A 25,427-nucleotide genomic window follows, 5' to 3' on the forward strand; every position below is an offset into this window, starting at 1 on the left:
CTTACGATCTCTATAATTAACATTATCAAGCCGAAACAATAGTTTAGAATCTTGTTTAATAAGAGCAGAGAGAATATTTGTATCTAATAAATATCCTATTACCGAAAATTTTTGGTTTAAAACCTCCCCTTGGATAGGGGATAATAAATAAAAATTTTCATAATTAGTCAATCTTCTTCTTTTCAAGGAGAGGTAATAATTAATTATTAATTATTAATTATTGAACAGCTTTTCCTCATATCTCGAACTGCTGCATCAAACTCTTCTATTTCTTCAGGAGTTAAATCACTTATTAATCCATATAATACTCATCCTCCTAATATACGTCTAATTTTATAACTAAGTATTTCCTCAGTCATTTCTTGTAACTCTTCTAGAGAACAATTTCTCAGAAAAGTATCGAAATATATTGCGCTTCATCTCTTTCTAAACTTTCAAAAAAACGATCAGTAGCGAGGAAATTCTCTATAATTGGAATTGCTCTGTGCTTAGAAATATCTTTCATTGTCATAGAAACTTCAGTCATATTTTTCTCCTTTTTATTTGATTTATTGTAAGCATTTAGCCATCATTTATTAGGTACATTTGTAATACATAATCCAGGTAATTAATCACTGCATTTGTCATTGCGACGGTCATTTCAGTTATCAGTTATCAGTACCTCCTGTAATAGGAGGGGGAAGCAATCTCATGGGTTTTGCGAGATGGCTTCCCTCAGGCAATTTCAGTTATCAGTTATCAGTTATCAGTACCTCCTGTAATAGGGGAGCTTGAAATAAAGAAGCAATCTCATGGGTTTTGCGAGATGACTTTTCTCCGGCAATTTCAGTTATCAGTTATCAGTTATCAGTTATCAGTACCTCCTGTAATAGGGGAGCTTGAAATAAAGAAGCAATCTCATGGGTTTTGCGAGATGGCTTTTCTCCGGTCACAATAACATAAATACGTTGCTTTGGGTAAGTCTTGTCTATTTCAAACTCACAACAACTTTTCGAGCTAACTCTGCCATACGATTAGCATAACCCCATTCATTGTCATACCAAGCCAAAATTTTCACTTGAGTTTCATCTACTATCATTGTTGAGAGAGCATCAATAATAGAAGATCGGGGGTCATCTTTATAGTCAACAGAAACCAAAGGACGTTCTTCATAACCCAAAATTCCTTTGAGCGGCGGTTGTTCCGATGCAGTTTTCAATAAATTGTTAATTTCTTCTACTGTAGTAGGGCGAACCACTTCAAATACACAGTCTGTCAAAGAAGCATTCAACAAAGGAACTCGCACTGCTAAACCATTCAACTTACCATTAAGCTCTGGATAAATTAATCCGATCGCTGTTGCCGAACCAGTTGTAGTAGGAATTAGTGAAAGACTCGTAGCTCTGGCACGACGCAAATCTTTATGAGGTGCATCAACAATAATCTGAGTATTAGTATTGTCATGGATAGTAGTAATAACTCCATGTTTAATGCCTAATCCTTCGTGAATAACTTTCACCACTGGAGCTAAACAGTTCGTGGTACAAGAAGCTGCTGTAAGTAAATGATGTTTTTCAGGTTCATAAAGATTATCGTTAACACCCATGACTACATTTAAAGCTTCTTCCTTGACTGGTGCCGCAACAATCACCTTTCTTACACCATGCTGAAAGTAAGGTTCGAGAGTGCTTTTAGTCCTAAACTTGCCAGAACATTCCAACACAATATCAACACTAAATTTTTCCCAAGGAACATCACCTGGTTGGGAATATTCACTGAAACTGAGAGGTTTACCATCAATTATTACTTGCTCACCTACTGCCTCTACTTCCGGCAACCATCTGCCATGTACAGAATCAAACTTAAGTAAATGTGCTGCTGCTGCGGTGCCTCCTTTAATTTCATTAATGTGAACAAACTCTAGTTCCGGCCATTCCCAAGCTGCACGGAGTGCCAACCTTCCCATACGACCAAATCCATTTATTCCAATGCGCATTGCCATGTTTTTTTCTCCTTTAAAGGTGGTTATTTTAGTTACCAGTTATCAGGTAAGTATTGATCTGTCAACTATCAGTTATTGCATTTTTGTTCAAATATTTTTACTCATTTAAGACGCAGAAACATTAATAAATATTCTACCTGTTGTTTGACTTCCTCTCGAGCTTGTCGAAATATCTCTATAGAATTGCCTTCAGGATCGGCAACTTGCCACTCCTGAAATTCTTCAACCATTAGCCATTCTGGAGGTAACATAGATCCACAACCACACATAGAAGCAACAACATCGAAATCTTGAGAGTTGAAACTATTTATTCTTTTAGAAGTTTGCTGAGAAATATCAATTCCAACTTCAGACATAACCTGAATAGTAAGTGGATGAATTGAACTCTCTTCTATTCCTGCACTAACAAAAGTAAATTTTCCATTTTGGTCTAAACAATTAGCAAATGCTTCTGCCATTTGAGAACGGGCAGAATTTTTATTGCACACAAACATTACTCGTTTCATTTTTCTGTTAGATAACCATTAAATTAGGACTTATATCATGTCCGGTTGAATAGTTATAAATAATTAGGGAGGAGACAGGAGACAGGAGACAGGAGACAGGAGAAAAGAATGTACCAGGAGAAAGAAGTGTTTTTATCACTAATTATCCGGACATGATATTACGCAGACAAACTCAGAAACCTGGTTTTTTCCTAGATGTCTATTATATGTTCATAATTCTATCTACAGTTCAATCTCCCCATCTCCCCATCCCCCCATCTCCGCATCTCCCCAACTACATAACAGTATTCAACCGGATCTTATCTCATGCGTAAATCCTGTGATTGCTAAGTGCTGAGTGCTGACTCCTGAGTGCTTGTTTGATTTTTGGCTAAATCTTGTAAAAAGCTACTTTGAGATTCCCGTAAATCAATTTCTGGATTTGCTGTTAAAATTATCTCCATTGCCTCATCATCAGATGAACCAGCATTAATCAAATACCCGGCAAGAACAGTAGCTGTTCGTCTTCTGCCATTAGTGCAATGAATTGCAACTGCATGATTTTGACTATTAACAAAATCCTGTAATTGTTGAACTTGTTCTCGACTTGGTGCAGTTCCACCTTTAATTGGTAACCACAGGTGAGGTAAATTAGCTTGTTCATAAAGTTCTAAATTAGAAGAGTCATCAATCACAGAGACTATTGCCCCAATACCTAATTTATGTAATTCTGGCAACTCTTCTGCTGTTGGTTTCCGAACTCCTGCTAGTTTACCAGGAATCACCCACCACAAATTTTCTGCTATCGGTTGAGTTGTTTGTTGTTCCATTGTTAGTTTTCCTTTCCTTTACGTTCGCTATAGCGGTCTGTTAAATAATCAATCTTGTCTCGCAATAATAGTGTAAACTTGTACAATTCCTGCTTCATAAAACCGATATAAAACGTCATAACAAGTGACATTTTAATGTTTACTTCCTGCTTCTACTGAGGCCGTCGGCGGTTTCTCATCCACAGATCCGCATCCAGCGGCCCAAAACTCGCATATTGTTAAGCGTATTAAATGACTGGGAACCTCCACTAACTTGCATCAGTGCTAGGGTTTTTCCTTGAGTTGGGCGAACTGCACCAACACTTAAGGGAATCCAGTCAATTTGATTTTTGAGAATACCTGTCATATTACCATGCATCTCTGGTGAAGACCAAACTTACCCCCATTTCTGTAATAATTCGCGCAGCTTCTTCGGCCAACAAACGACTGTAGGAACGTTCGCGCAAAGAACCATATAGAAATAAAATTTTAGGAGGATGATCGAAATTTTCCATTGCCATTTAATATTATGTCTGGATGAACAGTGATAAATAATGGCATTGGTGATTTGAGGTATGATTTCTTGTCCGGATAGCAAGCGCCAACAAAAAACTTTCTCCCTCTACTATTCTTTCTTCTTCTTTCTTTCCTCCTAACTCCTGTACGGGCGATTTCGTACTCATGCGAGCAAACGCGAATCACCCCTACCACTCCTGACTCCTAAATAATTAAGATTAATATCAGACACGCGCTTCACCAACGCCATAATTTGTCTAATTAATATTCTGTTCGTTTCGTGAGAACTTCATAAATGGTTAAGTTGAGCTGTGCTTCCCCACCAAACACAGTTCCTACTTTTGTTTTGTGATAGTTGCGATAAAGTTTCATATAGTCATCTTCCTGAAACGGAATGTAACCTACGATAGTCACAGCTTTTTGAGCATTTTTCATGTAAAAGTCAACGAATTCATTCATTAATGGGTTATTTTGTGCTGATACGGCATTTACATAAATAAACAGCGGTCTTGCTAGAGGTTGATATTGTGCCTGTTCTACAGAACTTTTAGTGGGTAATACCGGCCCATTACCGCTATCAACACCTAGAGATTTTAGTTTGTCTCTATTTTCTACATAGTAGGCGAAACCAAAATAACCTAAAGCGTTGGGGTTATTGCTAACTCCTTGTGCTAGCACTTCATCATCTTCACTAGCTATGTAGTCGCTACGAGTAGCTTTCCCCTTTCCGACGATAGCTTCGGAAAAATAATCATAAGTTCCAGAGTCAGCACCAGGACCAAATAGTTGTAATGGTTGATCTGGCCATGAAGAGCGCACTTGGTTCCATTTAGTGATTTTTCGTTGCGCTTCAGGTCCCCACATTTTGGCTAATTCAGCAACAGTAATATCTTTAGCCCAGGTATTTGCCTGGTTAACGACGATGCTTAGAGCGTCGAAACCAATAGGTAGTTCAATATAGGATATTTGGTTTCGCTTGCAAGTTTCCATCTCATCTAGAAGTATGGGACGCGAAGCATTATTAATATCTGTTTCTCCAGCACAGAACTTTTTAAATCCTCCTCCTGTACCGGAAAAACTGGCACTGACTTCTACATCAGGTTTGTCGGTGGCATTAAATTTTTCTACAATTTTTTGGGTAATGGGGTATACCGTGCTAGAGCCATCAATTTTTATCGGTTGTGGTTGTTTTAGCTGACTAGAACCACAAGCACTTAGTATTAGTGCTACTCCGATGGTGAGGGTCTTTTTCTTGAGACCGTTCACCAGGACTTTTAGGCTTTCCTTCATGCTGTCATTCCAAGAAAATTTGATATGTTGGACATACGATACATATAACAAAAAATTTGATTTGTCAAGAGTTTCATTAGGGAGGAGTCAGGAGACAGGAGACAGGAGACAGGAGGGAAGAGGAGAAAATTTTGGGATATGAAGGAGGAGCAAGCTTTTTTATCACTAATTATCCGGACATGATATTAGTCTTTTTTATCGTCATAAATACTTGGTGCGTGAGCTGCTTGATGCTCCTCAAGTTAGGATTTTAAGTTGACTATTGGCTGAAAAATCAAAGGATAATTCTTCCTCCTGCCTCCTCGCTCATTCCCCACTCCTCCTGTCTCCTGTCTCCTGTCTCCTGTCTCCTATCCTTTCTCTACTGTCAGAGCTGAAATTTTATTTATAACTGATTATCCGAACATGATATTAGTCTTTTTTATCGTCAGAAATACCTGGTGCGTGAGCTGCTTTATGCTCCTCCAGTTAGGATTTTAAGTTGACTATTGGCTGAAAAATCAAGGGATAATTCTTCCTCCTGCCTCCTCGCTCATTCCCCACTCCTCCTGTCTCCTGTCTCCTGTCTCCTGTCTCCTCTCCTTACTCATAAGACTTTTTCTGCAAACCCTAATTATTGAATATTCCCTATTCACGCTTCGCGTAGCGCTATAAAAGTCAAAATCAAAGCTTATGAGTCTTCAGAATACCCAACTTCTCCGACAAAGGAGAATGAACGGATCAGGTTGAATATTTCGTAAGTTACCTCTTGTAAAGTAAGTTTACTAGGCAGAATAGTCGTATATAAAGCGTCATGTTTGAGTTTCTGAAACTCATGCTCAAGATATTTATCGCGATCGCTTAGTTTGCAATGTTTAAAAAAGTCACGCACATAAGTCTCAAGATGTAAAGTTTGCAAATTTTCTCTGGCTTTTTTAGAAGTCCGGTTTTCTTCAAAGCAGGTTTCCATATCATTGAAAATACTACGCATCAGGTGAGTATATCTACCAGAAAGAGCGAATAAGGCGATAATTGCTTTCTGCACAAGATGACTGGGTTTGTTACCACGGGTACGACAGACTACTTTGAATAATTTATAGACATTGATCAGGCGTTTGAGAGTACGCGGAGAGAGGTCAACTTGTTTACAGCATTCTAATACCAGATTGAATTCCTGGCGACTAAATTCGCTGAATTTTGCTCTCCCCATACCGTTGTCTTGAATAATGATTTGAGAACGTAAATATTCTTCTAGATTAGATGCTATGATCGGACGCACTCGGTAAGGAACTTGGATGATTTTTTCTAGATAATCTGTACCGGACGGACTACCACGATGGGAAAGAACACCTTGATAATATTTTTCTAAGGCTCGACTAATATAACGTTCGTCAATAGCAAGGACAGCGATAAATAGGGGAGTTTTCACCAGAAGTTGTATGGCTTCGAGAACTTCAACTACTCGATCTGGAGGACAGCGGTCTAGGTCGTCAATATAGACAATAACACGAGCTGGCCCCCTGGGAAAAACTTCTTTTAACTACCCCGGCGGGAAGTCCCGCGCTCTCCCGTAGGGGAGCGTCGGGATGAAAGCCGGGCGTTATTTGTGTGGTTCATCCTGATTTTCTATATACTTTTTTAGAACTGAGACACTAACACCACCACAACTGGCAATAAAATAAGATTCACTCCAAAATACGGCTTTGAAGTAAGCTTTATTGATTTGTAGCGGAAACTCACTTCTAAGTCTTCTACTACTGACAGATTTTAGATTAGTAGCAAATTTAGGTAACTCTAGCTGTGGGTAGTATTGGAATAGCAAATGTACATGATCGGCTTCTCCATTGAATTCTATTAGTTTGCAGTCCCATTTAGTGCATAGATTATCTATTATTTCTCCTAATCGTTTGAGCATCTCCTGATTGATTACTTTTTTCCTATATTTAGTCACTAAGACGTTTAGGAGCTTTCATATCAGATACAGCTCTACCACTAGATACAAAATCTTTTTTCATAATTATTCTATTATAGCTGTTGACAATTATATATACAGTAATTACAATAACAGATGTATAGAAATTAGGTCGATTCTGTATGCTATTGAAATATAAGTACAAGTTGAAACCACATAAAAGGCAAGCGGTGATTATATCTAATTGGTTAGAAATGGCCAGGAAGCAATATAATTATCGTTTAGCTGAAAGGTTAAATTGGTTTGAAGCAACCCGTACACCAGTAAACGCTTGTCCACTTAATGTTTCAGTAGTGCCAATAGAACGAATTTATCAAAACATCCCAGAGTTTAGAACACAAACACGAGATGGCAGAAAGAAAGATAGTAACGGCAATCCAGTAACGAAAAAAGGTGAAAAGCATCCTAACATCATAAATGGGTATGTAGCTTGGGAGACTGTTCAACTAGCAGACCTAGCACAAACAAAAAAACTATTCCCTGAGTATAAGTCTATCCACTCCCAGGTTTTGCAGGATGTTATTCAACGTGTACAAACTACGATGGATAACTTCACCAAACCTGATAAGAAGGGTAAAACCACTGGTAAACCTAAATTCAAAGGTAAATATTACTATAATTCTTTTAGTTATCCTCAGTTATCAAACTCTAGTATTGTCAAAAATGCTAATGGTCGATATTGTGTAAGTTTACCCAAAATTGGTTTAGTCCCTTTTGTGTATAATCGCTCAATACCAGTAGGATTCAAGGTTAAGACAGGTACAGTAATTCGTGAAGCCGATGGTTGGTATATCAGCTTCACGATAGAAGATAAAAGTGTACCTGTAGAAGTTGCAGAAATTCAACCCACCGAACAAAATTCAAAAGGTATTGACTTGGGATTGTTGCACTACGCTGTTACATCTGATGGGGAGTTTATAGAAGTACCTAAATTTTTCAGGCTCTCTGAGCATCGTTTGTCTAAACTTCAGGTAAGATTAGCCAAGAAATTAAAACATTCTAGGGCTTGGAAAATACTCAAGCAAAAAATATCTAAACTACATCAATTAATTGCTAGACAAAGGCTAGACTGGCAATTCAAATTAGCTTATCATCTGTTTAGTGATGTAAGTGTTATTTTCTTGGAAGACTTACAGATAACTAATTTAGTTCGACGTTGCAAAGCAAAGTTAGGTGATAATGGTCAATTTTTAGCCAACGGTCAATCAGCCAAGTCGGGATTAAATAAGTCTTTGCAAGATGCAGCTTTTGGCCAGTTTGTTCAAGTCTTAGAGTATGTTGCCTGGAAACTGGGTAAGCGAGTTGTCAAAGTAGACCCAAAAGGTACGTCTCAACATTGTTGGGAATGTTTGAGTCAAGTGTCTAAAAGCTTATCTGAGCGTTGGCATTCATGCCCTAAATGTGGACAGGAACTAGACAGAGACTATAACTCGGCACTCCTAATACAAAAAATTGGATTGTTATCAACACAGGAGGAGGACATCACTTCTGTTAAAACTGCGGTCAGGGTTTATCTGACTGAAGAATCCCGCGCTCTCCCGTAGGGGAGCGTCGGGAGTATGTCAATGAGCTAATTTTAGGGTTTAGACTTTGGTTTTTGGGTGGTAAAAGTTTGTTGCTCAAGTCAGATAAGTCTTCTTTGACTTGCTGCATTAAACCAAGATTGTTGGCATAGGTTTTTGATGAGAGGCGATCGCTCACAAAGTCGTTCAAGGAAGCATATTGATTAGCTGGTAGTGCTTGTTTCTGTTGTTTAACTTGAGTTTCTAATTGACTAACATTTTTCTCTAGTTGTTGTAATTCTGAGTCTTGCTGCAATCGTTTTTTAAGTTTTGATTCAATTGTATTTTCCAGATTTTTATGGCTATTTTTCACTGATTTTTCATACTCGTGTAGAGCAAGTTGGGTTTCTTCCCACCATTTGCTACCACTGCGGAATAATGACCTTAAAGTTACAAAAGTAGGTAAAATTGGTGTAATCAGAGCGGCAATAGCTGTTAACATTTTCAGAAAATTTGCTTGACCAATATTAATAATATTAATTCCAAAAAATGCCAATAATATTATTTGTAAAACAAAGAAAATTAGGAATAGCGACAGCAGTAGCCAATTTTTCTTAAACCACTGCCATCCAGTTGAAAAGTTTATGTTCCAGCTTTTCGTATCAATAACATTAGCAGCAACAGTATTAATCTCAAATTTTGTTGCTTCAATTTCCAGTAAAAATTCATCAATTTTATTCTCAATCTCATCTTTATCTTTCTTTTGATTTGAGTCAGAATCTTCATCAGTTTTTTGACTAGATTTTTGATATAAATTAGGTTCTTCTTTTTCTAACTCTGCTAATTCTTGCCTAGCACTTTCAAGTTTTTCTACAGTTTCATTGAGCTTGTTCCATAAACCTGTTTTTTCACCATTATCTTTCTCAGAATCACCATAAAGTTTTTGCTGAATATCCTGATAAATATTTTTGAATAATTTAGACCCAATTCGTTTTTCGAGCAAGATAAATGATGTACCCAGGAAAGCATATATTCTTTGGGAACTTTGATTATTTTGCCACTTCAGGAGAGGCGCAAATTTATCATTTACTTCCTTACGAATCTTTGCCTTTTTAGCATCAAGTTCTGAACGAGCAATTTCAAGTTCAATTTGAGTTTTCTTGAATTGTTCAATAGCTTCCTTCTGAGTATCATTCAATGTTTCCCATAATTTTCCAGTCGTTTCCCCCTGAATTTTTGATAAATCTTCTAGTAACCTTCTATCTATTAATACTCGTTCCAAAAACCATTTTCGATCCTCATCACTGGTTTTGTAGAGAACCTCCCAGATTTTACCTTCAATATCAATTCGTTTATTTTGATCGAGCTGTTTAAGAACTTCAGTTATTTTAGCTTCAAGAGAAATTTGCCGATCCAATTCCAAGAAAATAGTCTGCATTAGACTCGCCCAAAGATTAGATTTAGCATAAGTCCAAGCATCGAATTTTATTTGATAAATATGACCAACATAAGGAGACAATTTTTCGTGATTAGGGTCAGAATTCCAAGCTTCTTCTTCAGTAACAGCTCTACTCCGAACCTCTGTAATATGAGATTGCATCAAGTGCATAATATAAGACTTACCACGACCCCAACCCCCAAGAATACCTACCGTCATCGGTGGGTCTAAATCCCGCATTAACAGCAAATCAGAAAGAGAATTAATTTCATCTTTGAGGTTAAGGTAGTCTTCATTTTGCGCTGATTCATTGCGAAGACTTCCTGCTTGTAAAGCATCACGATAGCTACGAGCTAAAAGTTTAATAGCACGCTCCCAAAGTTCAGTTGTAATATTATTATTTCGCTTAACTTCTCTATTAATCCGGTTCGGTAAATGAACTGCTAAAGACTCTAGAATTTCTTTTCTATCTCTTTCGGTAATTTCATCTTCATCTTGGGGAGTTTTTAATAAAAATTCTTGGCTATCTTGTTGCTTTCTTATTTTATTGGATTCTTGTGCATCTCTAATTTTTTTAAGAATAGTTAATAACAATTCCGGGATTTCAATCGCTAATTTACTGAGTAGAGCAATTCTATCGCCGAAAATTTTAAGCTCATTGATTTCCTCGATCGCCTCTTGACGAAATTCAGGAAATTTAGAAGCAATGTTAACTAATACTTCCACTCTTAATCTGTTAATTTTCTCATTATCATTCTTGTAATTTTTGCTAGGATTTCGAGCTATATCTATTGCCAAAAAACGTTGTTTATATGACAAATAAGGGATGAAAAAATCCAGTTTATTTAAAACTTTTTCTGGTGAATCACTAAAGTCTACTAATTTCCTTAAAGCGTAAATTTCATATTTTTTTCGAGAATAATTGGCAGAATTAATAGCCAAATGCAATGCTAAATCTATGGAAGTATCTTCAGAATCTAATATTTCCCGAACATTATCTTCATTTTGCTCTAGCCATCCAGGAATGTAAAACTTAACTATTTTTTGATGTGTTTCTGAATAAATACAATTAATACATTCTTCTACTAGATTGCTACAATCTGGAAATAGAGGTGCAAGAACGCATAAAATTTCAAAGAATAATTTTTGTTTTTCATCTTTTTCTTCAAAGTTAATATTTTTCAGCTTACCCAAAGTTTCTGAAGTTTTTTGTTCGCTCAGTAAAGGGGCTAATTTTTTAAAAATAGCCAAAATATTTTCGTGATATTCCTTGTCATATTTATTATTTAAAATTTCTGTAGTTAAATTGATAATATCATTAATTAAAGATTGAAAATCATCCTGAGACTCCGAAGGAATTTCCTCCCAAGCTGATTTTTTAAACATGGAATCAGAAACAAACGACAAGATTATTATTTTATCTAAATCATTGAATAGAGTTTCCTCTTTATTTAGAATTTTCAACACTTCAACCAAATAAGGGATAGATAAATGAGGAATAATCTGTTCAAATGCCTCTATTTTCTTTGAAGTATCTTGAATAGTTTGCTTGATAAACTCTAATGCTTCAAAAAATTCTGCTTCTGGTAAATAAGGAGCGAAATTACAGAATGTATCAGTACGATATCCATCGTCTTTAATTGATTCTTCGATCATTTTTAATGAGCCTTGAAAAAGACGCATAGATAATCGTGGAGCTAATGCACTTAAAAATCTTGTTTTAACTTCATCTTCAGTTTGAAACTTTTTTTGTTCTACTATTTCCAGAGCAAAAGGCAATTTGTTTTTCGGTAAGTTTTGAACTATTTCTTCAGAAAAGCGCTTAAGGAAAGGAGTTAATATTTTAAATCCACTATTTTCAGGTAACTTTAATACTAGAGGTAAAATTAATAAAATATGATCTGATTCGAGTATTGGCTCAATTTTAGATAACTCTTCAGCTATAAAAATGTGGTAAAAATTGTTAGCAGTTACATCATTAAAGACTTTAATTTGTAATGCTTTATTTGGAATAGTCAACCCAATTTCTAATATCTTTTGTAGAAGCCCATATTCAAATCCAAGAAATTCTTTGGCAATATCAGATAAAGCTTTGACTTTCTCATCATCAGAACTTATTTTTTCGGTAATTTCAATAGCTTCTTTTAACTTCTGTGAACGTTCATTTGTCTCTGGTAGTTTTGGGGCGATCGCTGCTAATGCTTGGGAGCGGTAATACTCATCCTGAATGCTTTGGGCAGTATTCAAAGCCTGTTGCAACAATTCTGGTTCTGTCTCTGGTAATTGCGGAGCGAGCGCTTCTAATGTTCGGGAGCGATACCACTCATTCTGAATTTTTTGTGCAGTATTCAAAGCCTGTTGCAACAATTCTGGTTCTGTCTCTGGTAATTGCGGGGCGAGCGCTTCTAACGCTCGGCAGCGATACTTCTCTCTCTGAATGCTTTGGGCAACATTCCAAGCCTCTTTCAAAACTTTTAAGCGTTCTGTCTCTGGTAATTTCAGAGCGAGCGCTGCTAAGGCTTCAGAGCGGGAATGCTTATTCTCAATTTGTTGGGCAGTCTGCAAAGACTGTTGCAACAATTCTGGTTCTGTCTCTGGTAATTTCAGAGTAATCGCTGCTAATGCTTGGCAGCGGTAATACTCATCCTGAATTTCTTGGGAAGTATTCAAAGCCTCTTTCAACAATTCCGTTGCTGTTTCTGGTAATTTCGGGGCGAGCGCTGCTAAAGCTTCAGAGCGGGAATGCTTATTCTCAATTTGTTGGGAAGCATTCAAAGCCTCTTTCAACGCTTCTAGGCGTTCTGTCTCTGGTAATTTCGGGGCGAGCGCTGCTAAAGCTTCAGAGCGGGAATGCTTATTCTCAATTTGTTGGGCAGTCTGCAAAGACTGTTGCAACAATTCTGGTTCTGTCTCTGGTAATTTCAGAGCGAGCGCTGCTAATGCTTGGCAGCGGTAATACTCATCCTGAATTTGTTGGGCAGCATTCAAAGCCTCTTTCAACGCTTCTAGGCGTTCTGTCTCTGGTAATTTCAGAGCGAGCGCTGCTAATACTTGGGAGCGGGGATACTCATCCTGAATTTGTTGGGCAGCCTGCAAAGACTGTTGCAACAATTCTGGTTCTGTCTCTGGTAATTTCAGAGCGAGCGCTGCTAATACTTGGGAGCGGGGATACTCATCCTGAATTTGTTGGGCAGCCTGCAAAGACTCTTGCAACAATTCTGTTGCTGTCTCTGGTAATTTCGGGGCGAGCGCTGCTAATACTTGGGAGCGGGGATACTCATCCTGAATTTGTTGGGCAGCCTGCAAAGACTCTTGCAACAATTCTGTTGCTGTCTCTGGTAATTTCGGGGCGAGCGCTGCTAATGCTTTGGAGCGATAATACTCATGCTTAATTTCTTGGGCAACATTCAAAGCCTCTTTTAACAATTCTGTTGCTGTCTCTGGTAATTTCGGGGCGAGCGCTGCTAATGCTTCGGAGCAGTAATAGTCATGCTTAATTTCTTGGGCAGCATTCAAAGCCTCTTTCAAGACTTCTACGCGTTGTGTCTCTGGTAATTTCGGGGCGAGCGCTGCTAATGCTTCGGAGCGGAAATACTCATCCTCAATGCTTCCCGCAATATTCAAAGCATCTTTCAATACCTCTGAAGAAGAGGGCAACAAATCAGATGCTCGCTTCAGGAGTTTCTCAACTTGTGCTAATAGCTCCTCAGCTAACTGTTCCTCTACCTTATTCTCCGAGTTTCCTGGCGTTGTTGTTTCTTCCATAACTCTTTCTTGATTTTTGCAAATTCATCGTTATCTTTTGTTTTTAACAGATCGACACAGCTAAAATGCTGCAATAAACGTAGGTTGGGTTGAGCACCTCAACCCAACCATAATACAAAATGGTTTCCTTCGGAATGCTGTGCAAACAGATCAGAGTAAAATTCATAAACTATCCAACCATTTGAGTAGCTCTTTAGATTACAGAACTGCCGAAAAAATTCTTAACTGAACCGTATTGAACCATATATAGATCGACACAGCTAAAACTGTGCATTAGGGAGATGGGGCACCAACCCCTAACCCCTCCGAGTCGGGGAAGATTGTTGTTAGGTTTCGTCCTGAGAGCCAACAACCGCTTACTTAATTAATCTGTGTATCCGTGCCATAATCTGTGTGAGCACCTCAACCCAACCTACATCTATTGCATCATTTAAGATGAAAAAGTCTACTACAAATTTTGCTAATAATTCTCAAAATTGAAGCTACTCATTCTGACTCCTGACTCCTGACTTAGTCGTGAACATCCCCATTAGGCATAGAAGCACCACGCAACTGAGCGCCACTTAAATTAACCGTACTTAATTCAACCCTAGTTAAAATAGAGTCACTCAGGTTAGAATTACGAAAATTTGCTTTTGCTAGATAGGCATCAGTTAAATCAGCCTGAGTGAGATTGGCCTGACTTAAATTAGCTCGACTCAGATCAGCCCTAATTAAATTCACTCGAGTTAGGTTAGCCCCTAATAACTGAGCCTTACCCAACTTTACATCTGGCATAACCGCCCCAGTTAAGTCAGCATCATTCAGACGTGCATCCATTAATCCAGCTCTTTCAAACTTAGTATTAGTTAAACTAGCCCCAGATAAATTAACCCCTGACAAATTAGCCTCCGTTAAAAATGCACCATCCAAAATTGCATCAGCTAAATTCGCTTTAGTTAATTTAGCCTCTCTCAGCAAAACTTCAGTCAAATTTGCCCCTCTCAAATCAGCCTTAGTTAAATCAGCTCCAGTCAAATCAATATTACGTAGATCCGCATCTCGCAGATTTACTCCCCGAAGATTAGCTATTTTATAAGCTCGTTTTTCATGGCGGAGATTTGCTCCACGCATATAAGCACCACGCAAGTCAGCACCCTGGAGACTAATGCCTCGCATATCTGCCCCACCTAAATTAGCATCTACTAAAGTTGCTAACTCTAGATTGGCCATTCGCAAGTCCGCATTCTGTAAGTTTGCCCCATGAAGATCGACATCAGACATCTTAACAGCCTGTAAATTAGCTTGAGTCAGATATGAACCAGCAAGTTTAGCAGTAATTAAATTAGCCCGTTGGAAATTAACTCGATTCAAAAAAGCCAGCACTAAGTCTGCTCCCTGAAGATCGGCCTCGGCAAAATTTGCACCAATTAAGTCTGCTCTATTTAATTGGATACCTTTGAGATTGATACCTCGAAAATTAGTTTCTCCTGCTGCATATTTCCTAAGAATTTCACCACTACTCATTATGATTTTCCTTAATAATTATCAGATTAAAAATTATGAATTTCTCAATTATAATCTTTCTCAAGTTAAAGAGTTACCGAAACAATTAAACAATTAAACAATTAAATAATTAAATAATTAAATAATTAAATAATTCAGGTTTAAAGCCTCCTCTTTTAAAGGGAAAAAAATAAATTTTTTCCTTCTTGGTCAATCCTCGACCTTTTAGGGAGAGGTAATTATCCATTATCCATTATCCATTATTGAAAGTTGTTTTTCTTCTTTTCTATAGCAATCAGGAATTAGATGTGAGAAAAAAGTGTAGGGGTTTGGTGTCCAAATCCTTAGATCTTGGGGAAAGGAGACCAAACCCCTACGATAAAATCTTACAACCTATTTAGGATTGCTATAAGTAGGTAGGCATAAATAAAGGTTAAAATAAAAAATTTGAAAAAGAACCTAGAAGCAAGTTCCTAATAGCTTCTCACCGCCCGTGAATTTTCATTGCTATTGTACCGATAATTAAGCCTACCTACTTACTCTTAGAAAAAATCTACTCAAAACGAGTAATTGTATCCATCTCCAGAGTGAATAGGTTGGATATGGCTTCGAGAAACAGACAAAATTTTATCTCTGTGTCGGACATCAAAATTGCCTTTGCTTCTGACAGTTTTAATCCTGACTCCTTTCAATCCAGCGTTTTTGCCCTTCACAACATTAATTATGTCTCCAGTTTTCCAACCTGGTACAGGTTTTTTAGCCTTATAACCTTGGCGCGGAAAGCCATATTTATCCATTTTATATTTAAGATTTTTTGATCGACTTTTACAACAAAGGTCATTTGAGTTATCAGTTATCAGTTATCAGTTATCAGTTATCAGTTATCAGTACCTCTGCAATAAGGAGGCTTGAAATAGGGAATATGTTCTTTTTTTATCCCCTTAAAAGGGGAGGCTTTAGACCACAATTTTTCGGTAAAAAACATACCCAAGTAACTACCACTTCCCACACCTCCCACACTCCCCACCCTCCCCACACTCCCCACACTTCCCACACCTCCCACACCTCCCACACCTCCCACACTTCCTATTCCTTAAAACGAAATTGTTTGTGTCCAAATAATTGATTTACTGCCTAATTGTCTGCCATGAATTTTGACATTTTTGAGATGTTCTGATTTTAAACTAGCAATTTTTTCTTGCACTACTGGAGTAACAATTTCTTGATTGGGAACTTGTTCTGATTCCAGAACAATATGTAGATAATTATTTTTTCTACCAGCTATAACTTTAATACCTTGTTGCTGAAGAGATTGATTAATTATTATAGCAACTGCCTTGGGATTTCCTTGAGTTGCTAATTCAATAATATCTTGTTGGTTTTCATCATAAATTTCTTTGTCTTGCTCTAATTCTTGATTGATAGTATTGCTATAATTATTGAGATTTAGTGTTTTCCTTTCTTCTGTTTCTAATTGCCTGAGAATTTCTCTAAATTTTGTAGACTTATCCTGTATATTACTAATTAAATCTCCTAAAGCTGTATATTTTAATGATAAACGTTTTTCTTCTGGTTCACCTTGTAAAAGGTCATTTAAGCTTTCTTCTAGGGAAATAAATTGTGCTTCCATAGCATCCATTACAGCATCTACTTTTTGATTTACTAATGCCGAAACTTCATTATCTATCTCTAATTTTTGTTTGATTGAATCTAGGATATTTTTTTCTCCTAGAGAAGCTTTTTTATATTGACCTTGAGTTACTATTTTTGGTTCTGTTGGTATAGCAGATACTGTTTGTGAATCGTTAATTAAGTCGGCAAGATTTTTTTCTTCCGTTTGATTTATGATTCCTGCTAATGAATTTATAGATTGTTCTTCGTTTTCTTCATTTGTAATTTCTGACTCTTTTTGACCTACCAGACTAATACCACCTTTGTAAAAATAATTATTACTGTCTATATCAGTTCTTTTTATCTCTGATGTTGATGCTTCAGATTTGTCAACTTCTGCTTCCCTTTCGAGAACTATATTTTCTTCTGAATAGCTAGCAGTTAAAGCGTTAATAATTACACTAGCTACTTGAGTATATTCGTCTGGGTCTTCAAAATTATTAGCAGTTCTATATAAAGAAGATTCTAAGTCTGTTATAGATAAGCATAAATTAAATATTTGTCTGAGTAAACCATCTAAGTTTTTTGCTTTTAGTAATAACCAATCCCTTTCACTAAAATTAAATTTATGTTCTACGGTAGAAAAAATCAGAATTTTTGCTTTTAATGGATTAGTGCCTTGCATGATTTTTTCCCGGGCATCAAATAATTTTCCAGGGTCTCTTAAATAGGATTCTTCTGCTACTAATTTCTCTTTGAAAATGCTTTGATCGTCTGAACCCACAATATTCAAGTTCGGACTAGATTCCATAACTGTCATATCTTCTTCTTCTTCTTCTTCAGGATATAGTTTCCCCACACTCCTAATAATTTTCTGTGCTAATAAACTATATTCTGTTTTTTTATTAACTTTAGAAACTATTCGAGACAACCGACGATCTAAGGTCTCTAGATTCCCAGTTTTATTATATAATTCTTCTATTAATTCCTTCAGGTTAATTTCTTCTAATTTAGTTTCATCATTTTCCCATATACCTTCACAAGCAAAATAAATTACTTTCTTGATTCTGATTAAATCTGCATCTTTTTCTAATTCTTTAACTACTGTATCTATCATTGAAAATGATTCCATAATTTTGATTCCTAAATAATCTGTAAAATATTTTTCTAATTATTGAATGTTTCGGGTAATATCATGTCCGCTTGAATACTTATTCTCTTCTGGAAGTAAGGCAGCAGGCAGAAGCTTTTCTTCCAATTGAAACTGAATTTTGAACACAAACAATGCTACCGGACATAATATAATTTACTGATAATAGTCAGTTTTTCAACCTCAGTTTTAGCCAAAAATACTGATCTAATTGCTGTCTTTGATTTAGTTTAACTATAAACTATAATCAAGCTATTATAAATGATATAACTATGATGACAAAAATGTTCAAAATATCAAAGTAATATAGCAATTCCCAAGAAGCGTGAGGTACAAAATTCCTTGGTTTTAGGGAACAGGGAACAGGGAACAGGGAACAGGGAACAGCGAATAGGGAATAGGGAATAGGGAATAGGAAAAAATAAAGATAGGTGTACCTCACGATTGCTGAGAAATGCTATATAATATGATGCCCGAATAATAAGTGATCGAAAAGTTTTTCTTTGTATAGTAATCCTAAATAGGTTGTAATATTTTATTGTAGGGGTTTGGTCTCCTTTCCCCAAGCACAAAGGGATTTGGAGACCAAACCCCTACAGTTTTTTTCTCACAAATCATTTCTTATGGCTATAGTTTTGCTCTAGCCTATAAAATATCTATACCTATTCCTCAAGTCCTACTACAAGCTTTAATTATAACTATTGTCAAAAAAGATTTTATATGGTAGATACGATTGTAATTGGTAGTGGCATAGGAGGCTTACTTGCTGGAGCAATGCTCGCCTACTATGGCAAAAACGTAGTAATTTGTGAAAGTCATAGTATTCCTGGAGGGGCAGCTCACTGTTTCTCCCGTCAAGGCTTCCATTTTGACTCTGGTCCATCTTTTTATTGTGGGTTAGCTGACCCTAATAGTCTTAATCCTTTACAAACAGTCCTCAATATTTTGGGCGAATCTCTTGAGACAGTTGTCTACGATCCTCTTGGACATTACCATTTTCCTGAAGGTACTCTGCCAGTCTATGGTGATGGGTCATCTTATCTAGAAGCCGTTGCTAAATTCACTCCTCAAGGCGCTCAAGAATTAAAACTTTTTCAAGATAATCTTTTACGGTTGTATGCTGGTCTTAAAGAAGTTCCGCCTATAGCTTTAAGAGCTGATTTTTGGTTAATACCAATTTTATTGGGAAAATATGGACTATCCTTACTGAAGATGTTGCCTTCCCTGGGGGATATAGGAGGTTCCGTTGGACAAATCATGGATAAGTGGGTAAAGGACTCTTGGGTGCGCCGTTTAATTGATTTGGAATGTTTTCTGCTGTCTGGGTTGAAAGCTGATGGTACTGTTGCTCCAGAAGTGGCGTTTATGTTTGGAGAACGTTCTAACTCGGTTATTGAATATCCTATCGGTGGTAGTGCGGCAATAATTAATGCTTTGGTTAGAGGTTTGGAACGTTGGGGCGGTAAATTACGTTTGAATACTCATGTCGAACAAATATTAATAGAATCAGGCAAAGTTGTAGGAGTGCGTTTACGAGGAGATGAAGTTATTAGGGCTAATATTGTTATTTCCAATGCTACGATTTGGGATACCTATACTAAATTGCTGCAACCTGAAGATTTACCTGCTGCTTTCCGCGAACCTGCTTTAGCGACTCCTGCCGTGGAAAGTTTTATGCACTTACATTTAGGCATTCGTTCCGATGGTTTAGAGAATTTGACAGGACATCATGTAGTTGTTCTGGATGGAGATATTGATATTTCTGTTCCTGGCAATACTTGTATGATTTCTATTCCTTCCGTTTGGGATGCTACTTTAGCACCACCAGGTCATCATGTCGTTCATGCTTATACTTTGGAATCTTTTTCTGGTTGGCAAAAAGATGAATCTTATCAGCAACGGAAACGGGAAAAAGCAGAATCTTTGTTTTTAGCATTGGAAAAGGTAATTCCCGATATTCGCCAACGTATAACTCTGGAGTTAATTGGTACACCTCTGACTCATGCTCGCTTTTTGCGTCGTTATCAGGGAACTTACGGACCTGCCATTGCTGCTGGTAAAGGTAGTTTTCCTGGAGTTCAAACTCCTATTCCTGGTTTGTATCGAGTGGGAGATAGTACAATGCCTGGTATTGGTGTGCCAGCAGTTGCTGCTTCTGGAGTTATTTGTGCGAATACTTTAGTTTCTGTTGATAAGTCTTTAGCTTTGTTAGGGAGTAGGGAGTAGGGAGTAGGGAGTAGAGAGTAGGGGTTTGGGAGTGGCGATCGCCTCAACCGAGACGTTTCGAACCTCAACTGAGATGTCTCAAACCTTAACCGAGAGGTTTCAAACTTCAAGCAAACTGATAACTAATAACAACCTCAACTTTTTCAAAAGATACCAAATGGATTCTACAGCCATCCGAAATGATTTGTGAAAAAATAGGAAGATCAAAATCTTAATACTGTGACCGAAAAATTTAGGTAGTAGTTACGCCTCCTAATTTTAAGAGGATAAAAAAAGAAGATTCCGTATTTCAAGCCTCCTTATTTCGCGAGGTACTGATAACTGATAACTGATAACTGATAACTCAAATGACGATTTCCCACAAACAGCACAAAGCCTGCTGAAGTTATTGTCAGTTGAGCTGCTGTGAGCGAATAAATATTTTTTGGTGATCAACAAGCGTGACGAATGAAACCAGACTAGAGGGCAAGTTGTTTGCTCCGTTGCCTTGCATTACTTGGATCTAGGTTAAATTCAGTATCTAGAAATTGCACTGCCTCATAAGTCTCAATCCAGACATGAGCACCACAATTTGCTGGTTTGTAAGGTCGATACACGATATAGCAAGGACCTGAAATATATAACTCATAACCATAATCGTTGCGCTTGCTGTCTTTGAGAGACACTACTGGTTGAAATTGCTCTGGAGGCTTTCCTTTATTACCTTGAATGTTGTGTTGATTAACATGAATCATTTGTGCTTTCTTCGCTTGTTGCTTGCGCCAGATACCTTCGGGACCGCGCCGAGCGGGAATTATTCTCGGCATTCCACTTTTAGATACTGGAATTTTCCAGAATCTACCATTTTTTTTGGCTCCTTTGACTCTTCCTTGAGCAAGTAAAACTAATAAACGTTGACGAGAGATACCTAATAAAATAGACGCTTGTTTAGTACCCATGATTTTTACCTTAACTATTGACCAATAGTAAAATGTACTTTTTTACTATAACATTTACAGTCTGGTTACCTAAAAACAAAGATAAACCAATAATTTGGTTTTGTCAACAAGAGAGTGTGCTGAAAAAGTATAAGTGGTTAGAGTAAGAGTCAACTGAGAGGCCAAAACCTGAAACCTTGAAGTCCCAACCCTGAACCAAGAGGTTTCAAACCTCAACTTCCTCAAAAAATCCGCTTAGGGGAAGACTGAGTAATTTTTGACAGTTCAACCATAGTTTGTGAACAGCGCAATTTCCCACTCTACTCGACTCCCCCGCTCCCCTGCTCCCCTACTCTCTTACTCAAGAAAGTCTTATTGGCAAAATGTTCTAAAAGAAGACGGTGAATAAAAATATATCCACCACCTACTTTTTGTAAAAAAATCAGTTCAGTAGCGTAGTCGAGAAACTTAGCATAATTCCAAGGAATGTAACCTTTATAGTAGAGAAAAATTCGTAACATTAGGTGTTGCAAGCACGCTTCTCCCGCACCAAATAACCCAAACATTAATCCCAAACTAATTCCAAATAAAACCGGAAAATCAACAGCGAGCGCGATCGCGGTTAATGCTGTAGCTCCCAGCAATCCAAAAATTGCCGCATTTTTCCCAGATACCCAAATTCCTTGATTGGGAGTAGTAGTTGTTTCAATATTAGAACCAGTCAATCCTCGCAACAGCACAAAAATTAAACCGCTACCTATACCAAAAGGGATTGCACTCAGTAATCCATGGTTAATTCCTACAGACCAACTTGCTACTGAAGCAGTTACTAAAGCATTAGCGATCCCAATTACAGGTCCTACAAGCAAAGCTACTAATAACCCTGTTTTGTAATTTTCTTGAGCTTTTTTCCAAGACCATTTGAAGGTTTCAACTAGATTAATTTCATGGTCAATTAATCCGAATAAAAGTGTGGCAACTAATCCACTACCTAATCCTACAGTTAATCCTCCTGTAATGGGTGCTGTGCTGTCAAACATTATTAAGTCTAAATTCACCCAAGCGCACCCTCCCAGTATGATTCCACTCAATAAACCGATGCTAATGGCATAATTCCATTTTTCTTTTTTAGTCAAATAACTGGGTTGCATTCTCTCAATTAAAAAAACAGTTTGTGACTGTTCTACCATTCGCTTTGCTAACCAAATTAACCATCGTTTAGTCTTCTCTTGAGAATACAAACCTTTACCCACCCGTCGCTGAAACATCTTCTCAATATAAGTATTAAATAAATCCTCGCAACGAGCTAAAGTATGACCTTGGGGCAATTCTGCAATTGCTACTCCCCGATAAGCTAAAGTCATAATACTCAACATTAGAGGAGATGCAGCTAAATCTTGCAAAATCTGGTCATTTTTTAAGGCAATTTTTAACCCTTTTAATTCCTCACCACCACTTTGCAAATATTCTTCTATTTGTACCTCGCTGAGGGGTTGAATATAAACAGCACCTTGAAATATTAAACGACTGGAAAGAGTTTCATAATCCTTAATTCTACTGCAAACTACTATTTCCGTTTGTCCCCATTCTTGACAGAATTGATTTAAAGCATCGACACAATTTTGCCGAATTTCGCTGCTAACTTCATCCAATCCATCTAATAACAAAAGTAATTGTTGTTGTTGTATCCAATTTTTGCCAATTTCTTTGGATACTTGATATTTGCTATAGAGTTCTTGCACCAACCAATCAGCAATTGATTGTTTAATATTTCTCCAAGAAGAAAGATTAAAAATTACTGGTATGGGTAAAGTTACATTTAATTCTGCTTTCTGAATTAAATCTTTAGCTAACTCTAATAAAGTAGTAGTTTTACCCGCTCCTGGTTCTCCTAAAATTAAGAGCGATCGCCCTTCTCCCAATTCCTCAAATTTGTCAAAAATTTTAGCACCTACTGGCAAAGTTTTGTGCTGATTTTCACCATCACTCCATACTAAACTCCAAGGTCTTTCTAAGGCATCTAACCGTTCTTCAAATCCCAATTCTATGAATAATTTTCCATGTAAAGAGCTTTCTAAAACTCCTTTTATCCAATAATTTTTGACTTTATTTAATAATATTTGTCGAAAGCGATATTCTTGGCGACTGAGAATCTTTGGTTCGATTTCTTGTTCTTTAGATACCTGCTCTCTTGCGGTTTTAGATGCTAATAATATTTGATAAATAGGAATAGCATCTCGGATGTTTTTTAATTCTTTTTCTCCTAAAAATGTTGCTTGTAAAGAGAGATTATTTTTAACTACATCATAAACTGTTTGAGAAATACATATTCCCCCTGGTTCTGCTTCTGCTTGTAGTCTGGCCGCAATATTTACCCCATTACCCATGACATCATTATCACTAAAAAATACATCTCCTAAATGAATTCCTATTCTGTGAATTAAGATATCTTTTTGCGGTAAATTAGCAGCATTTTCAGTAAGTTGTTTTTGAACTTCTGTGGCGCAAGCAACAGCTTGGATGGCACTGGCGAAATACATTAATAAACCATCCCCAGTAGATTTAAGAACGCAACCTTCAAATTGTCGGCAAATATTTGCCATTAATTTCAAATCTCGGTCTATTAATTTGAGAGTATGTTCTTCATCTTCTGACATTCTAGCACTAAAACTGACCGCATCAGTGAATAAAATTGCTGCTAGAGTTCGCTGTCCTTTAATATGATTTGGTAGTTCTTCATTTAGCATAATATTTGTAAGTAGTAGAAAGTAGGGGGAAATAATTACAGATGTCTATTTTTTTTTACAGCAGTTTTCAGGTCAATGAACCACATTTAAAAAATGATAACCTAGTAGGGACCTTGCATGCAAGGTCCCTACTGGGTTTTGGTTGTGACCTAGGGTCATCAATCAGCAAAAGCGCTGTAGGGGATTAGGTATTGAATATTTTGCAACTAATGGTTGTATCCTGTTACTTATTCAGATATATTGAAGTAGTTGTACAACAACCATAAAATAAGGAGACGTCGTGAGACTAATCATCACATTCTTACTGTGTTTTTTCCTACTTGGACAAAACCCAGCTTTGGCCTTCTACAATCTTCGTGGGGACTTCACCATGAATAAATGTGAAGCTTACACAAGTATCAAAAAGAAAAGTGAACCTGTGACTCTGGAACCAGGAAAAGTTTACCAAGCATACGGATTGAATAAAGAATCTGGAGATTATATTTCCATAAAAGTAGGTAAACAAAGTAAATGGATCAACAAAAACTGTGGTCAACTTACTCCTGAAGGACAAGGTAGGGATGAAATTCAAAGTAGCTATGAAGATGAAAGTAGCAATGAAAGTGAAACTACCTATGTAGAAATAACTCCAATAGAAGAAAAGAAAACTGCAACAAGTTGTCCTCCTCAAGGTTGTGCGAAGGAATATGTACTTGCTATTAGTTGGCAGCCTAGTTTTTGTCAGACAAAGCAATACAAACCTGAATGTATTTCCCAAACTACAGATCGCTATGATGCGACTAACTTTACCTTACATGGTTTGTGGCCTGACAGAATTTATTATTGTGGGGTTTCTTATGAAGATCAAAATGATTCTAAGGACAGAAATTGGGATGATTTACCAGTCTTAGATTTGGATGAAGAGACTACCTCTGAATTAGATATAGTGATGCCTGGTAAGCAGTCTTATCTACATCGCCACGAATGGATTAAACATGGTACTTGCGATGGTAGAAATGAGGATACTTACTACGATATTTCTGTAGATTTATTGAATGACGTTAATACTTCGGAAGTACAAGACTTATTTGAAGCAAATATTGGCAAAAGAATTACTCGCTCTCAAATTGAAAGAGCTTTTGACAATTCTTTTGGAGAAGGTGCAGGGGAAAGTGTGAAGATCAGATGTAAGAGTGGGTTGATTAGTGAACTGCAAATAAAAATGCGCAGACCTCTACTTGGGGAAAAGTTGGCGGATGTTTTGCTGCCGAGAAGTGGAAGTTCTTGCAGTAGTGGAATTGTCGATCCTGTAGGATTTTAGAAGTGTTGGATGGAACTGAGGAATCCTCAGAACCTAACCCCCTTGCCCCCCTTCCTTAAGCTATTCCTTATAAGGAACTCTTGAAACCCTTGTGGGAGGATGGGGAGGATGGGGAGGATGGGGAGGATGGGGAGGATGGGGAGGATGGGGAGGATGGGGAGGATGGGGAGGATGGGGAGGATGGGGAGGCTGGGGAGGATGGGGAGGATGGGGAGGATGGGGAGGATGGGGAGGATGGGGTGGATGGGGAGGAT

16 protein-coding genes and 2 pseudogenes are annotated in these 25,427 nt (G+C 37.3%); 3 read left to right on the plus strand and 15 right to left on the minus strand.

All coding sequences use genetic code 11. From position 1 onward, the window contains the following. Nucleotides 1–388: 388 nt before the first annotated feature. From F6K40_RS25280 to tnpA, 8 genes and pseudogenes are all read right to left on the minus strand, one after another. Nucleotides 389–526: a hypothetical protein gene (locus F6K40_RS25280; RefSeq protein ID WP_293139860.1), complete on the minus strand. Its 138-nt coding sequence runs from the start codon at nucleotides 524–526 to the stop codon at nucleotides 389–391. A 441-nt stretch (nucleotides 527–967) separates the two neighbouring features. Further along, the gene (locus F6K40_RS25285) at nucleotides 968–1,981 is read right to left on the minus strand and encodes an ArsJ-associated glyceraldehyde-3-phosphate dehydrogenase (RefSeq protein WP_293139861.1); all 1,014 of its coding nucleotides are present in this window, start codon (nucleotides 1,979–1,981) and stop codon (nucleotides 968–970) included. A 101-nt stretch (nucleotides 1,982–2,082) separates the two neighbouring features. Then, a complete protein-coding gene (gene arsC, locus F6K40_RS25290; protein ID WP_293139862.1) occupies nucleotides 2,083–2,475 on the minus strand; it encodes an arsenate reductase, glutathione/glutaredoxin type in 393 nt (130 codons plus the stop codon). 338 nt (nucleotides 2,476–2,813) lie between these two features. Beyond that, nucleotides 2,814–3,296 carry a phosphatase domain-containing putative toxin gene (locus F6K40_RS25295; protein ID WP_293139863.1) on the minus strand — a complete coding sequence of 161 codons (483 nt, stop codon included), beginning with the start codon at nucleotides 3,294–3,296 and terminating at the stop codon, nucleotides 2,814–2,816. 175 nt (nucleotides 3,297–3,471) lie between these two features. Continuing rightward, a pseudogene (locus F6K40_RS41640) lies at nucleotides 3,472–3,796 on the minus strand (NADPH-dependent FMN reductase). Nucleotides 3,797–4,052: 256 nt separating this feature from the next. After that, nucleotides 4,053–5,081: a PstS family phosphate ABC transporter substrate-binding protein gene (locus tag F6K40_RS25305; RefSeq protein ID WP_293139864.1), complete on the minus strand. Its 1,029-nt coding sequence runs from the start codon at nucleotides 5,079–5,081 to the stop codon at nucleotides 4,053–4,055. 670 nt (nucleotides 5,082–5,751) lie between these two features. Beyond that, a complete protein-coding gene (locus F6K40_RS25310; protein WP_293139875.1) occupies nucleotides 5,752–6,564 on the minus strand; it encodes a P-loop NTPase fold protein in 813 nt (270 codons plus the stop codon). 96 nt (nucleotides 6,565–6,660) lie between these two features. Continuing rightward, nucleotides 6,661–7,075: pseudogene (gene tnpA, locus F6K40_RS25315) on the minus strand (IS200/IS605 family transposase). Between the two features lie 79 nt (nucleotides 7,076–7,154). Between tnpA and F6K40_RS25320 the strand changes: the two are divergent. Next, nucleotides 7,155–8,576, plus strand: a complete 1,422-nt coding sequence (locus F6K40_RS25320) for an RNA-guided endonuclease InsQ/TnpB family protein (RefSeq protein WP_293139865.1) — start codon at nucleotides 7,155–7,157, stop codon at nucleotides 8,574–8,576. Here the strand turns inward: F6K40_RS25320 and F6K40_RS25325 are convergent. The 5 genes from F6K40_RS25325 to F6K40_RS25345 all read right to left on the minus strand — a co-directional run bounded on the left by F6K40_RS25325 (nucleotide 8,536) and on the right by F6K40_RS25345 (nucleotide 17,965). After that, nucleotides 8,536–13,737, minus strand: coding sequence for a P-loop NTPase fold protein (locus F6K40_RS25325; RefSeq protein ID WP_293139866.1), 5,202 nt, complete (start codon nucleotides 13,735–13,737; stop codon nucleotides 8,536–8,538). The genes F6K40_RS25320 and F6K40_RS25325 overlap by 41 nt on opposite strands. Before the next feature lie 510 nt (nucleotides 13,738–14,247). Beyond that, the gene (locus F6K40_RS25330) at nucleotides 14,248–15,243 is read right to left on the minus strand and encodes a pentapeptide repeat-containing protein (protein ID WP_293139867.1); all 996 of its coding nucleotides are present in this window, start codon (nucleotides 15,241–15,243) and stop codon (nucleotides 14,248–14,250) included. A gap of 536 nt (nucleotides 15,244–15,779) precedes the next feature. Continuing rightward, the gene (locus F6K40_RS25335) at nucleotides 15,780–16,019 is read right to left on the minus strand and encodes a hypothetical protein (protein WP_293139868.1); all 240 of its coding nucleotides are present in this window, start codon (nucleotides 16,017–16,019) and stop codon (nucleotides 15,780–15,782) included. Between the two features lie 136 nt (nucleotides 16,020–16,155). After that, nucleotides 16,156–16,305 carry a hypothetical protein gene (locus F6K40_RS25340; protein WP_293139869.1) on the minus strand — a complete coding sequence of 50 codons (150 nt, stop codon included), beginning with the start codon at nucleotides 16,303–16,305 and terminating at the stop codon, nucleotides 16,156–16,158. 10 nt (nucleotides 16,306–16,315) lie between these two features. Beyond that, complete coding sequence (locus tag F6K40_RS25345; RefSeq protein ID WP_293139870.1) at nucleotides 16,316–17,965, minus strand: hypothetical protein; 1,650 nt, start codon at nucleotides 17,963–17,965, stop codon at nucleotides 16,316–16,318. 738 nt (nucleotides 17,966–18,703) lie between these two features. On the opposite strand from F6K40_RS25345, the gene F6K40_RS25350 reads away from it, so the two are divergent. Continuing rightward, complete coding sequence (locus F6K40_RS25350; RefSeq protein ID WP_293139871.1) at nucleotides 18,704–20,209, plus strand: phytoene desaturase family protein; 1,506 nt, start codon at nucleotides 18,704–18,706, stop codon at nucleotides 20,207–20,209. Between the two features lie 458 nt (nucleotides 20,210–20,667). On the opposite strand, the gene F6K40_RS25355 is transcribed toward F6K40_RS25350, so the two are convergent. Both F6K40_RS25355 and F6K40_RS25360 read right to left on the minus strand, forming a co-directional pair. Further along, on the minus strand, nucleotides 20,668–21,147 hold the full coding sequence (locus tag F6K40_RS25355) for a hypothetical protein (RefSeq protein ID WP_293139872.1): 480 nt from the start codon (nucleotides 21,145–21,147) through the stop codon (nucleotides 20,668–20,670). A 299-nt stretch (nucleotides 21,148–21,446) separates the two neighbouring features. Further along, nucleotides 21,447–23,873: an adenylate/guanylate cyclase domain-containing protein gene (locus F6K40_RS25360; RefSeq protein ID WP_293139873.1), complete on the minus strand. Its 2,427-nt coding sequence runs from the start codon at nucleotides 23,871–23,873 to the stop codon at nucleotides 21,447–21,449. A gap of 370 nt (nucleotides 23,874–24,243) precedes the next feature. Between F6K40_RS25360 and F6K40_RS25365 the strand changes: the two genes are divergently transcribed. Beyond that, entirely contained in the window at nucleotides 24,244–25,173 is a 930-nt protein-coding gene (locus F6K40_RS25365) for a ribonuclease T2 (RefSeq protein ID WP_293139874.1), read from the plus strand. The last annotated feature ends 254 nt before the right edge of the window (nucleotides 25,174–25,427 follow it).

The organism is Okeania sp. SIO3I5, assembly GCF_010672085.1.
Lineage (GTDB): Bacteria > Cyanobacteriota > Cyanobacteriia > Cyanobacteriales > Microcoleaceae > Trichodesmium.